The sequence below is a fragment of the Pseudomonas sp. S2_H10 genome (assembly GCF_054668285.1).
In genome coordinates this window covers 3350853-3363313 of record NZ_CP162754.1, presented here as the reverse complement: position 1 = coordinate 3363313, position 12461 = coordinate 3350853, and the positions used below count along the sequence as shown (strand labels likewise).

Annotated in this window: 12 protein-coding genes; 7 read left to right on the top strand and 5 right to left on the bottom strand. The window is 60.8% G+C overall.

All coding sequences use genetic code 11. The annotated features are described in order from the left end of the window. Window positions 1-84 precede the first annotated feature (84 nt). Together AB4O16_RS15065 and AB4O16_RS15060 are read right to left on the bottom strand one after the other, a co-directional pair. The gene (locus AB4O16_RS15065) at window positions 85-2484 is read right to left on the bottom strand and encodes a penicillin acylase family protein (protein WP_160386180.1); all 2400 of its coding nucleotides are present in this window, start codon (window positions 2482-2484) and stop codon (window positions 85-87) included. A 100-nt stretch (window positions 2485-2584) separates the two neighbouring features. Beyond that, window positions 2585-3166: a DUF6436 domain-containing protein gene (locus tag AB4O16_RS15060; protein ID WP_460158025.1), complete on the bottom strand. Its 582-nt coding sequence runs from the start codon at window positions 3164-3166 to the stop codon at window positions 2585-2587. 96 nt (window positions 3167-3262) lie between these two features. On the opposite strand from AB4O16_RS15060, the gene bipL reads away from it, so the two are divergent. Then, window positions 3263-4210 carry a phospholipase BipL gene (bipL, locus tag AB4O16_RS15055; RefSeq protein WP_160386178.1) on the top strand — a complete coding sequence of 316 codons (948 nt, stop codon included), beginning with the start codon at window positions 3263-3265 and terminating at the stop codon, window positions 4208-4210. 120 nt (window positions 4211-4330) lie between these two features. On the opposite strand, the gene AB4O16_RS15050 is transcribed toward bipL, so the two are convergent. After that, on the bottom strand, window positions 4331-5083 hold the full coding sequence (locus tag AB4O16_RS15050; RefSeq protein ID WP_160386177.1) for a DUF2059 domain-containing protein: 753 nt from the start codon (window positions 5081-5083) through the stop codon (window positions 4331-4333). 108 nt (window positions 5084-5191) lie between these two features. On the opposite strand from AB4O16_RS15050, the gene AB4O16_RS15045 reads away from it, so the two are divergent. Next, window positions 5192-5824, top strand: a complete 633-nt coding sequence (locus AB4O16_RS15045) for a 2OG-Fe(II) oxygenase (RefSeq protein ID WP_150719382.1) — start codon at window positions 5192-5194, stop codon at window positions 5822-5824. A 2-nt stretch (window positions 5825-5826) separates the two neighbouring features. Beyond that, window positions 5827-6312: a 2-thiouracil desulfurase family protein gene (locus tag AB4O16_RS15040; protein WP_460158024.1), complete on the top strand. Its 486-nt coding sequence runs from the start codon at window positions 5827-5829 to the stop codon at window positions 6310-6312. Between the two features lie 124 nt (window positions 6313-6436). On the opposite strand, the gene AB4O16_RS15035 is transcribed toward AB4O16_RS15040, so the two are convergent. Then, entirely contained in the window at window positions 6437-7021 is a 585-nt protein-coding gene (locus AB4O16_RS15035; protein WP_460158023.1) for a transporter substrate-binding domain-containing protein, read from the bottom strand. 135 nt (window positions 7022-7156) lie between these two features. Between AB4O16_RS15035 and AB4O16_RS15030 the strand changes: the two genes are divergently transcribed. Continuing rightward, window positions 7157-7582 (top strand): DUF4399 domain-containing protein, encoded by a 426-nt coding sequence (locus AB4O16_RS15030; protein ID WP_160386174.1) that lies wholly within the window; start codon window positions 7157-7159, stop codon window positions 7580-7582. Between the two features lie 62 nt (window positions 7583-7644). On the opposite strand, the gene serA is transcribed toward AB4O16_RS15030, so the two are convergent. Then, window positions 7645-8874 (bottom strand): phosphoglycerate dehydrogenase, encoded by a 1230-nt coding sequence (gene serA / locus AB4O16_RS15025; RefSeq protein WP_110659339.1) that lies wholly within the window; start codon window positions 8872-8874, stop codon window positions 7645-7647. Window positions 8875-9078: 204 nt separating this feature from the next. On the opposite strand from serA, the gene AB4O16_RS15020 reads away from it, so the two are divergent. The 3 genes from AB4O16_RS15020 to AB4O16_RS15010 all read left to right on the top strand — a co-directional run bounded on the left by AB4O16_RS15020 (window position 9079) and on the right by AB4O16_RS15010 (window position 12372). Beyond that, window positions 9079-10473, top strand: coding sequence for an FAD-binding oxidoreductase (locus tag AB4O16_RS15020; RefSeq protein ID WP_160386173.1), 1395 nt, complete (start codon window positions 9079-9081; stop codon window positions 10471-10473). Window positions 10474-10510: 37 nt separating this feature from the next. Beyond that, a complete protein-coding gene (locus tag AB4O16_RS15015) occupies window positions 10511-11176 on the top strand; it encodes a fumarylacetoacetate hydrolase family protein (RefSeq protein WP_160386172.1) in 666 nt (221 codons plus the stop codon). 269 nt (window positions 11177-11445) lie between these two features. Continuing rightward, on the top strand, window positions 11446-12372 hold the full coding sequence (locus tag AB4O16_RS15010) for an SdiA-regulated domain-containing protein (protein WP_460158022.1): 927 nt from the start codon (window positions 11446-11448) through the stop codon (window positions 12370-12372). The last annotated feature ends 89 nt before the right edge of the window (window positions 12373-12461 follow it).

Genomic DNA, 12461 nt, shown 5'->3' with positions numbered 1-12461 from the left:
CTGGTGTTCACAGAATTTGTGTTCAACAAAGATCCCTGTGGGAGCGGGCTTGCCCGCGATGAGGCCAGTCCTGCTGACACAGAATTATGGAATAGCCCGCGCCGGCAACAGCTTCAAGGTACTGCGCGTATTGGCCGTGACCTCTTCGTCATTCAGGTGCGCCTGGAAGTACATCCCCTCGACGTAGGCCTCGGCCTGATCATCATAGTGACTGTCGAACAGTACGCCGCTCTGGCCGACCGGGTTGACGGTCAGGCTGTGGGCCGGGTCGGCGAAGTCGATCAGGCGCCGGGTCGAGGGGCCGTAGGTGACAGGCCACGGAGCCGGGCCGATCTTCGCCGAGAGGTTGTTCGGCACTTCGTGGGTGCCGGGTGCGGCGAAGGGGCCGACATTGAAGAACAGGTCCAGCGGCTTTTGCTGCCCCAGCGGATGGCCATGGGTCAACGTGTGCGCGCTGCCCCACTGCCATTGAGTGAAGTCTGCCCCGAGCGTGGCCTTGAGGTGGGCAATGGAGGCCTGCCATGCAGCCTTGACCGTGTCGGCGCGGGTTTCCTTGCCGAGGGTGTTGCGGTTGTCCCACCACGCTGAATCGGCGCTGGCGGCCAGGCGGGGTAGCGCGGCGTCGATCACCCGGGTCGAAAGCAGCGTTTCGAAGAAGTCGTTGCCCAGCTCATCGCGCATCGCCGCGTCAGCCAGGTTGAACAGCAACTGGTTGAACAGCGTGGCACTGGTCGAGTCGAGCGGGTAGTCACCTTGCCACTGGGCCAGTTGCTCCACCAGTTTGAGTTCGGCGGGGTCGCTCACCACTTCGCGCAACACTGGCAGCAGCGGGGCCAACAAGCGTGGACCGTAGGCTGTGGTGGTGCCCAGTTGCAGTTTCTGACTGTTTTCCAGGTCCCATTTGACGGCTTTGTCGCTGAGCTGGCGATTGAGTTGCTGGCCGCGATCGGCGAGGTTGTAATAGCCGGGAATCTCCATGCCGGTCGGCGACACCGGCTGGAAGTTGGCCGAGACGATGTAGCCCCGCGCCGGGTTTTCTTCCTGAGGGTTGGCGCTGAACGGGTAGAAGCCGTCCTTGTCGGCCTCGGCGGTGCTGCCATCGAGGATGAACCACGGGCGCGCTCCTGCCGGGCGCTTGGGCAGTTGTGCCGCCGCCCACCAGCCGATGTCACCCTTGGCATTGGCCCAGACAACGTTCAGGCCCGGCGCCTGGATCTTTGCCGCAGCGCCGCGGGCCTTGGCCAGTGTGTCGGCGCGATTGAGCTGGTAGAAACCTTCCAGGATCGGATTCTGGCTTTCGAGAAACGCCCACCACATGGCAATCGGCGTTTTGCCGACGCCGCTGCCCAAGGCATCGTTGACGATCGGACCGTGGGGCGACTGGCGCAGCACCAGCGTCACCGGAGCCTGGCCCTTGACCGCGATCTGCTGCTCGCTGGTCGTCATGTCTACCCACTTGCCGCGATACCAGACCTGATTGGGGTTGTCCGGGTTGACCTTCTCGGCGATCAGGTCGAGGTCGTCGTTCTGGAACATGGTGATGCTCCAGCCGAAGTCGCGGTTCATGCCCAGGGACGCGAACGGCATCAGGGCCTGATAGTGGCCGTAGAGTTCGAAGCCCGGGGCCGAGAGGTGCGCTTCGTACCACACCGACGGCGCGGAAAAACGGATATGCGGATCACCCGCCAGCAACGGCTTGCCGCTTTGCGTCCGGCTGCCCGCGACGACCCAGGCGTTGCTGCCCTCGAACTGTGGCAGGCCGTTGTCGGCCAAGGCCTGTTCGCTCAGGCGGGCGAGCGCGTTGAGGTCTTTCCAGTCAGCGCTGGCCAGTGGCGGTGCGGTTGCGTTGAGCACGCCCTTGGGTTGCCAGTCGAGATCGAAAACGCTGAGGTATTGGGGACCCAGTTGATCGCGCACGAAAGTCAGCAAGGGTTCGGTACGAAAGGCCGCGGCAAAACTGTAGGCCATGTAGCCGGCGATGCTGATGGTGTCCTGAGCGGTGAACGGGCGCTTTGGAATGCCCAGCACGTCGAACTCCACGGGTTTGGCGTGGCTGTCCTGATACTGGTTGATGCCGTCCAGATAGGCCTGCATGGCGATGAAAGAGGGCGACTGTTTGTCGAGGTTCGCGAAGTAGGTTTCGGCGCGTTCGCGAATGCGCAGGCTGCGCATCAGTTTGTCGGTGTCGAGCAGTTTCGGCCCGAGTACTTCGGCCAGTTCGCCACGGGCCAGGCGCCGCAGGACTTCCATCTGGAACAGACGGTCCTGGGCATGCACGTAGCCGAGGGCGCGGTACAGGTCGGTTTCGTTTTCCGCGCGGATGTGCGGAACGCCGCGCTCGTCGTAGCGCACGCTGACCGAGCCTTGCAGGTGTTGCAGTTCCACCATGCCCTGGCGTGACGGCTGCTTGCTGTAAAAATACCAGCCAGCCCCGGCGGCCAGCACGACGATCAACAGCGCGAGAGCGGTCAAGCTGCGTTTCATGGAAACTCCTTGTTATTGTGATTCCAGGTGCCACTGTGTAACACGGCGCGCCGGCCTGGGGCATCGCCCATAGGAGGGATTCGTATTGGCGCGTCTTTGCCTACTTCGCCGGATCGACAGGCCACGGGCAGTAACATCCCACCGCCAGTGTGTTCGTGGCACTCACCGCACGTCCCTCATCCAGCGCTTGCAGGATCGGTTCGATGAAGCTGTTGCTGGAGTTGCAGGTCAGGCCTTCGCTGTAGGGGCCGAAGTACGCCAGTTTGCCGCTGCGATCCCAGATTGCCACGGCCGGGCTGGCGGGGATCTGTTCGGAACCGGGCAGGATGTCGATGGTTTTCAGGCTGCTCAGGGTGCTCGGCAACTGGCCGTGGCTGCCGGGTTTTTGCACGGCATAGAATTCCACGCCATGGGGTACGTAGCGCTCGACCAGTTCGGTCAGGTGTTGTTGATTGCCGACGTTGCACGGGCAGGCCGGGTCCCAGAAATGCACCAGGCGGATGGCGCCAGGGCCGGCGAGGGACTCGGGAAGGCGCAGTGGATCGCCGGAGAACATCGCCGTGTGCTCGCTGAACGCCCGCAGGTAACGCCCCTGGAACCAGTTGTAGGCCGCCCACAATACGCCCGCACACACCACGGCGAGCAGGCTGGCAAACAGGGTGGCGCGAAGGGGCGGGCGCATCGGTTCGATCCTCGAAGGTCGGCTAGCTTGCCATGCTTGCCGCGACAGATGAATATCGCAGGCCTATAAAGTCCGTTTCACGCTCTGGAATCGTCCATGCCGGCCACTTTCGACCCTGATCTTCTACGTGCAAGTCTGCTGCCATTGGCGGCCGGGCAGCCGTTGTCGGCGCAGGCGCAGGCCTATCAGCGATTCTACGGGCTGGATTTCGCGCAGCGTCAGGTGCGTAGCGGCCTTGGGCGTTTCGAGGTCGATGGTTATGAACTGGTCAGCCAGTTCTGGTGGCCCGAGCAGGCCAAGGCGACGCTGTTTGTCATCCACGGTTTCTATGATCACACCGGGCTCTACCGGCATGTGATCGAGTGGGCGCTGGACCAGGGCTTTGCGGTGATCGCCTGCGACTTGCCGGGGCATGGCCTGTCCAGCGGCGAGCGGGCGAGTATCAAGGATTTCGCCGAGTATCAGGACACCTTGCAAGGCTTGTTCAGCGAGGCGCATTCCCTCGATTTGCCGCAACCGTGGCACCTGTGCGGGCAGAGTACCGGTGGGGCGATCGTGATCGATCATGTGTTGAATGCAGGGGCTAGCAGCCCGGCGCAGGGGCAGGTGATCCTGCTGTCGCCACTGGTGCGGCCACGGGCGTGGGGTTGGTCGCAGTTGAGTTACTACGTGCTCAAGCCTTTCGTCAAAGCCATCGCCCGGCGCTTCAGCGAGAACTCCAACGACCCGGCCTTTCTGCCGTTCCTGCAAGCCGATCCGTTGCAGCCGCTGCGCCTGCCGACCGCCTGGGTGGGCGCATTGGCGCGCTGGATCAAACGCATCGAGGCAGCGCCCATGAGCAGCCGCCGGCCGCTGATCGTGCAGGGGCAGGCCGACATGACGGTAGATTGGGAGCATAACCTGGAGGTGTTGCGGGGCAAGTTCGATCGGCCGCAGGTGCTGATGCTGCCCGAGGCGCGGCATCATCTGGCGAATGAGACGTTGGTGATGCGAACGGAGTACTTCGGGTTTTTGACCAAGCGGATCAAGGGGCGCAATCCCTAGTGATTGTGCTGGCCTCATCGCTGGCAAGCCAGCTCCCACAAAGGTTGTGTCGAGCATGAGCGCCACAAAACACTGTGGGAGCTGGCTTGCCAGCGATTGCGGTCTATCAGCCGACGAAGATTATTGGGTCAGGTTCGAATTGCTCTGCCCCACCGCCAACCCCGCCCGAATCGCCGCCAGCGCAGCCTGATAGTAAGCCTGGCCTTCCGCCGATTCGGCAAAGGTCGCGAACTCTTCCAGTTCGTCGTCCGACAGCTCGCGATAGACATACAGCAGCGTGTTGTTGAGGTCGCTGCCGATCTGGTCCATCAGGCGCTGGCGTTGCCCGTTGAGCATGCCCTGGGCCTGACCGGCACCGAGCAACCCCGGGATCATCGAACTCAAACTGTCGGCGGCAACACCGGCGATCGCCAGGCTGACTTCCGCGCCGGCCTCGCGTGCGGGCAGGGCTTGTGCCAGATGACCGATGATCAGCAGGCGGCTGTCGCTGGCCTGCATCTTCGGCAGACCCTTGGCGTTTTTCGCCAGTTGGTCGCGGCGGGTCGCCAGCAGTTCGGCGGCGATGACTTTCTTGCCCAGGGGCGACTGGAAAAACGTCAGTGCAGGTTTCGGGTCGGTGAGGTTCTTGCGCAATTGCGCTTCGGCGCGCTGGTCCACGGCCTGGGCGGAAAAACGTTGATTGCTGTTATTGACCAGTGCCTGAAACACCGCCGGAGGCAGGCTGCCCTGGTAGCGTTGTTGTGCGGCGGAGAGGGCGTCGTTGAAATGCGCGCGTTGTTCCGGCCAGCCGGCGACCTTGTACAACTGGTCGTGGCCGTCTGCCCAGGCGGGCAAAACGCAGAACATCAACAGTGATAAAAGCAAACGGCGCATAGGGACTCCTGTCGGCAGGCGACTATTCTCCGTGTGGCATCCGTACTTGTCGAGAATTCGTATCAACCCGCTGCGCGGCTCTGTCGGATTTTCGGGCGCAGGAATACTATGCGCGCCATGCAAATATCCTCTGATCACCCGCTGCTGTTACGAATCGTCGACGACCTGGCTGAACACGGCTGGTCGCAGCAGAACATTTTCCTGCCTCAGGACCTGACCCGAGCGCTGGCGGCCGAGTGTCGCAAACGTGCTGCCGAGGGTGAGCTGGCTCCCGCCGCCGTGGGCCGTGGGCCGTCGTCGGAGATCCGCGAAGGAATTCGCGGCGATCATATCCAGTGGATCGACCCCGGCCAGGCCGAGGCCTGCGACAGCTATCTGAGTCTGATGGACAGCCTGCGCGAGGCGATCAATCGCGGTCTGTTTCTCGGCCTGGAGGATTTCGAAAGCCATTTTGCGATGTACCCGCCGGGGGCGTTCTACCTCAAGCATGTCGATCGCTTTCGCGATGACGACCGGCGCATGGTCTCCGCGGTGGTTTACCTCAATGACGCCTGGCTTCCCGAACACGGCGGCCAGTTGCGCATGTACCTCGACAATGACCGCGTCTACGACGTGCAGCCTACTGGCGGCTGCCTGGTGGTGTTCCTCTCCGGCGAGGTCCCCCACGAGGTCCTGCCCGCGACCCGCGATCGCCTGTCGTTGACTGGCTGGTTCCGGCGGCGCGGCAACGAGCCGTTTTGATCATGCAGAAGATTCTGGTCAGTCGCTGCCTGTTGGGCCACCGGGTTCGTTACGACGGCGGGGCCAGCGGGCCGTTCGATCAGCTTCAGGCGTGGCTCGACGAAGGACGGGTCGTGCCGTTGTGCCCGGAAGTGGCCGGCGGCTTGCCAACGCCTCGGGCGGCAGCGGAAATTCCAGGCGGGCAGGGCGGGCAAGTCCTCGATGGCCAGGCGTCGGTGATCACCACCGAGGGCGAGGACGTCAGTGCGCAGTTTTTGTCGGGGGCGTATCAGGCGCTGGAGTTGGTGCAAAAACACGGCATCCGCATCGCCGTCCTCAAGGCCAACAGTCCGTCTTGCGGCAACCTGTTGACCTATGACGGGACCTTCAGCGGCGTGAAGGTCAGTGGCGAGGGCGTGACGGCGGCGCTGCTCAAGCGCCATGGGGTGCAGGTGTTCAGTGAGCTGGAGTTGGCTGAAGCGGCAGTAGCCCTGGCCGCACAAGACTGACAATCACCACAAATCCACTGTGGGAGCGAGCCTGCTCGCGAAGACGTAGTGTCAGTCGACATTGATATTGACTGATATATCGCTTTCGCGAGCAGGCTCGCTCCCACAAGGTTACCCAGTGATTTCAGGGCTTGGGTGCCACACCCGCATCCGCCCTCAACCACTTCTGCTCCAGCGCATGCAGGCGCCCGTCATCCTTGATTCGCTGCAAGGCGTTTTCCAGGCTGGCATGGAACGCCGGATTACCCTTCTGAAACGGAATCACCAGGCTCACGGCCGGGTTGGATTTTGGCTTTTCTTCTGTCAACGACTGCACCAGCAGAATGGAGCGTGGCTCTTCTTTCTGCGCGATCATTTGCGTGCTGGTTTGAACGTAAGGTTCGCTGAAGTCGAAACGATCACTGAGATCCGCGGTCACTGCAATGTGGTTGATGGCTATGTCGTATTTGCCGCTTTGGACGCCGGTCAGCAGGTCGCTGCCGTCGGTGACGACAAAGTCGGCCCGGACATCGAGTTCACTTGCCAGCAGTTGGCCCAGTTCGACTTCGAAGCCGGTGAGCTTGTCGTCATCCTTGAAGTTGAAGGGTGGGGTATTGGCTTCAACGGCTATGCGCAATTCGCCCCGGTCGTTGATGTCATCAATCAGTTCGGCATGAGCCAGCGGGCTCAAAAGGGGTAGCAGGCAGATCAGGCCAGGCAGAAAGCGCATGGTCACTCCTTTGAATTTATTATCGCGACCCTCTGATTCAGGCTCGCTTTGCTATGGTTGTCGAGTGCCTTCGACAACGAATGGCCATGAAGTTGTCATGGCCACGCGGATTTTACGGAAAAACTGGAGAAGAGAATGAAAACCTTTATGTCACGTGCTGCTTTGGCTGGCCTGTTGATGGGTGTTTCGGTGCTGGCCAGCGCTGCAACGCCGGCTCCGAAAGGTGCCGAAGTGTCCATCGTGTCTCCCAAGGACGGCGCGACGGTTCCCCAGACAGTCGTCGTCAAGTTCGCTGTCGAGAACATTGCCCTGGCGCCGGCGGGTAATACCACCAAGAACACCGGTCATCACCACTTGCTGATCGATGTCGACGAGCTGCCGGCCGCCGGTGTGCCGATCCCAAAAGATGCCAACCACCTGCATTTCGGCAACGCGCAGACCCAGTCTGAAGTGACGCTCACGCCGGGCAAACACACCCTGCAGCTTGAACTGGGCGATAGCAACCACATGCCGTTCGATCCGCCGATCGTATCCGAGAAGATCACCGTCAACGTCAAGTAACGTTGTGGCGTGAATGAAAAAGGGAGCCCGAAGGCTCCCTTTTTTTGTCGCTCAACCCGTGATCAGAACAACACGCGGCTACGGATGGTGCCGTTGACGTGTTGCAGCTTCTCTTGCGCCAGGTCCGAGTACTCGGCGTCGACGTCGATGACCACGTAGCCGACCTTCTCGTTGGTCTGCAGGAACTGACCGGAGATGTTGATGCCGTTTTCGGCGAAGACCTTGTTGATCTCGCTGAGTACGCCCGGAATGTTTTCGTGGATGTGCAGCAGGCGGTGCTTGCCAGGGTGAGCCGGCAGGGCCACCTCCGGGAAGTTCACGGACGATACCGAAGTACCGTTGTCGCTGTACTTGACCAGCTTCTCAGCCACTTCCAGACCGATGTTGGCCTGGGCTTCAGCGGTGGAACCACCGATGTGCGGGGTCAGGATCACGTTGTCCAGGCCACGCAGCGGGCTTTCGAACTCTTCGTCGTTGGAGCGTGGCTCCACCGGGAAGACGTCGATGGCCGCGCCGATCAGGTGCTTGTCCTTGATGGCGGCCGCCAGGTGGTCCAGTTCGACCACGGTGCCGCGGGCGGCGTTGATCAGGATGCCGCCTTTCTTGATGGCGCGGATTTCCTTCTCGCCCATCATCCACTGGGTAGCGGCGGTTTCCGGTACGTGCAGCGAAACGATGTCGGACATCGCCAGCAGCTCGTGCAGGTTGCCTACCTGGGTGGCGTTGCCCAATGGCAGCTTGGTGATGGTGTCGTAGAAGTACACCTGCATGCCCAGGCCTTCCGCCAGGACCGACAGTTGAGTACCGATCGAGCCGTAGCCGACGATACCCAGCTTCTTGCCGCGGATCTCGAAGGAGTTGGCCGCGCTCTTGATCCAGCCGCCACGGTGGCAGGAAGCGTTCTTCTCAGGGATGCCGCGCAACAGCAGGATCGCTTCGGCCAGCACCAGCTCCGCTACGGAACGGGTGTTGGAGTACGGCGCATTGAACACGGCGATGCCGCGCTCGCGGGCAGCACTCAGGTCGACCTGGTTGGTGCCGATGCAGAAACAGCCGACCGCGACCAGCTTCTTCGCGTGATCGAAGATCTCTTCGGTCAGTTGAGTGCGCGAGCGAATGCCGATGAAGTGAGCATCTGCGATCTTTTCCTTGAGCTGGGCTTCCGGCAGAGAACCAGTGAGGTACTCGATGCTGGTGTAGCCCGCCGCCTTGAGGACGTCGACAGCCGATTGGTGGACGCCTTCGAGAAGAAGGAACTTGATCTTGCTCTTATCGAGAGAAGTCTTGCTCATCTGCGTAAACCTGTATCCCGGAGAAAAATGGCAGGAGGTGGTCAACAGATGCTGACCCGGACGGCAGGAAAGCCGTCACCGCAGAACAGCCCTTGGGCACTATCCTGCGGGGTCGATATGCTAGCATAGGCGCCCCGCTAAACACTCATTCCTGCGACGTGAAGCGTTCTCAGGATGACCATGAATTGTTCGAGAGTTCTGTCGATGACCAATCCTGCCCTGATTGAAGAGCTGAAGACCCTGGTTGAGCCTGGCAAGGTGTTGACCGATGCCGACTCCCTGAATGCTTACGGTAAGGATTGGACCAAGCATTTCGCCCCGGCCCCGACCGCCATCGTGTTCCCCAAGACCACCGAGCAGGTCCAGGCCATCGTCCTGTGGGCTAATAAACACAAGGTGGCGCTGGTGCCGTCCGGCGGCCGTACCGGTTTGTCTGCCGCGGCCGTGGCAGCCAATGGCGAAGTAGTCGTGTCGTTCGACTACATGAACCAGATCCTCGACGTGAACCTCACCGACCGTACTGCCGTTTGTCAGCCGGGCGTGGTCACCAAGCAATTGCAGAACGTCGCTGAAGAAAAAGGCCTGTACTACCCGGTGGACTTCGCCTCGTCCGGTTCGAGCCAGATTGGCGGCAATATCGGCACCAATGCCGGCGGAATCAAGGTGATTCGCTACGGCATGACCCGTAACTGGGTCGCCGGCATGAAAGTCGTCACCGGCAAGGGCGACGTACTGGAACTGAACCGCGACCTGATCAAGAACGCCACCGGCTACGACATGCGCCAGCTGTTCATCGGCGCCGAAGGCACCCTCGGTTTCGTGGTCGAAGCGACCATGCGCCTGGACCGTGCCCCGAAAAACCTCACCGCGATGGTCCTCGGCACCACCGATTTCGACTCGATCATGCCGGTGCTGCACGCCTTCCAGAGCAAGCTTGACCTGACCGCCTTCGAATTCTTCTCCGACAAAGCCCTGGCCAAAGTCATGGGTCGCGGTGACGTCCCGGCGCCATTCGAAACCGATTGCCCGTTCTACGCATTGCTGGAATTCGAAGCGACCACCGAAGAAGTGGCCAACCACGCCCTCGAAACCTTCGAGCACTGCGTCGAGCAGGGCTGGGTGCTGGACGGCGTGATGAGCCAGAGCGAAACCCAGCTGCACAATCTGTGGAAGCTGCGCGAATACATCTCCGAAACCATTTCCCACTGGACGCCGTACAAGAACGACATTTCGGTCACCGTGTCGAAAGTGCCGGCGTTCCTGAAGGAAATTGACGCGATCGTCGGCGAACACTACCCGGACTTCGAAATCGTCTGGTTCGGCCACATCGGCGACGGCAACCTGCACTTGAATATCCTCAAGCCGGATAACCTGAGCAAGGACGAGTTTTTCGCCAAGTGCGCCACCGTCAACAAGTGGGTGTTCGAAACCGTCGAGAAGTACAACGGTTCGATTTCCGCCGAGCACGGCGTGGGCATGACCAAGCGCGATTACCTGACCTACAGCCGCTCGCCGGTCGAGATCGAGTACATGAAAGCCGTCAAGGCGGTGTTCGACCCGAACGGCATCATGAACCCGGGCAAGATTTTCGCTGTTTGATTTCGAACTTAAAGAGCCAACGAAGCAGGAGTCGGTAATGAGCTATCAGCACCAGTATGTCGACGGTACGCGCATTCATTTCCCGCTGGGGAAAGTGGTGTGCATCGGCCGCAACTACGCCGAACACGCCAAGGAACTGGACAACCCGGTACCGACCGAGCCGCTGCTGTTCATCAAGCCGGGCAGTTGCGTAGTGCCGCTGGAAGGCGGTTTCAGCATTCCGACCGAACGTGGCTCGGTGCATTACGAAGCGGAAATCGCGGTGTTGATCGGCAAGCCGTTGTCGACCAAGCCGAGCGTTGAAGAAGTGCTCGACGCCATCTCCGGTTTCGCCCCGGCGCTGGACCTGACCCTGCGCGACAAGCAGGCCGAGCTGAAATCCAAGGGCCTGCCCTGGGAAATCGCCAAGTCCTTCGATGGTGCGGCAGTGATTGCTCCGTTCGTTTCCGGCGGCACCTTCGCCGACCTGACCGACATCGGCATCCGCCTGACCATCAATGGCGAAGTGCGCCAGGACGGCAACAGCAGCGCCATGCTCAACCCGATCGTGCCGATGATCCAGCACATGGCCGGCTGCTTCTCGCTGCAGGCCGGTGATGTGATCCTCACTGGCACGCCAGTGGGCGTTGGTCCGCTGAATGTCGGTGACGAGATCGTCCTGGAACTGCCGGGCGCCAGCAGTTTCACCAGCAGCGTCCGTTAGTTGTAACGCCGCTGTACCCTGTGGGAGCGAGCTTGCTCGCGATTGCGGTGTGTCATTCAACATCTCTGTTGGCTGACACGACCTCATCGCGAGCAAGCTCGCTCCCACAGTAGTGTGTGGTGGTCTGAAGTTGGGACTCCACACAGCTTCATCCTGTCATTTCCCGTTTTTTTCACATCCGGTCTGGATAATTTCAGTGCTTTCGGCCTCTGAGCCGGCCCCAAATTGTGCTATTACCCCTAGCCTGAATTTCTGGAACGCATTTCCCAATGGCCACTGCTCCGCATTCCTCGCTTGAACCTGTCCGCCGCTCACGCTTCGCCCTGCGTTGGCACACCTGGCTACTGCTGGTAGCCGTTGTCGCCTACGGCGTTGCATTTGCCATGCATTGGGATGCCCGGGGCGTGCTCTGGGTGAAAGAGCAATTCAAGAGCCCGGCCGAGCGTCAGGCCAGTGTCTGGCTGCCGGACTATCGGGCGGTGATCGATGCCAAGCCGTTGCCGGGCATGGAGAAGGACGAAGCATCGGACGTGGCCTATGACCCTCAGACCAAAACCCTGTTTTCGGTCATGGGCAAGAACCCGTTCCTGGCCGAATTGAGCTTGCAGGGTGATGTGCTGCGCAAAATGCCATTGGTCGGCTGGAGCAATCCAGAGGGTGTCACCGTGCTGGGCGACGGCCGACTGGCCATTGTCGATGAGCGTGAGCACCTGATCGTTATCGTCAAGGTCGATGCCGACACCCGCGAGCTGAACATCGCCGATTTCCCGAAATATGACCTCGGCCCTTCCAAAGACCAGAACAAAGCCTTTGAAGCTGTTACCTGGGATGCTGCCAATCAGCAGATGGTACTGGGCGAAGAGCGCCCGCCGGCATTGTTTACCTGGAAGGGTGATGGCAAGGTCCTTACCGGCGACAAGCTGAAGCTGGCCAGTCACGCACTGGACATGCGCAACCTGTCGGCGCTGGCGATCGACCCGCGGACCGGCCACATGCTGGCGCTGTCCGCCGACTCGCACCTGTTGCTGGAACTGGACAAGAACGGCGAGCAGGTCAGCTTCATTACTCTGCTGCGAGGCTTCAACGGCCTGAAAGGCACCATTCCACGTGCCGAAGGCGTGACCATGGATGAGGCGGGCACGCTGTACATGGTGAGTGAGCCGAACCTGTTTTATCGCTTCGAAAAACAGCGCTGACGTTGACGATTTGTAGGATTGTTCGCGTTCGGTTGTAGGTTCAGGCCAGTGGCCATTAAGCTTCAGTTCAGACAGGCGTGATATTTCAT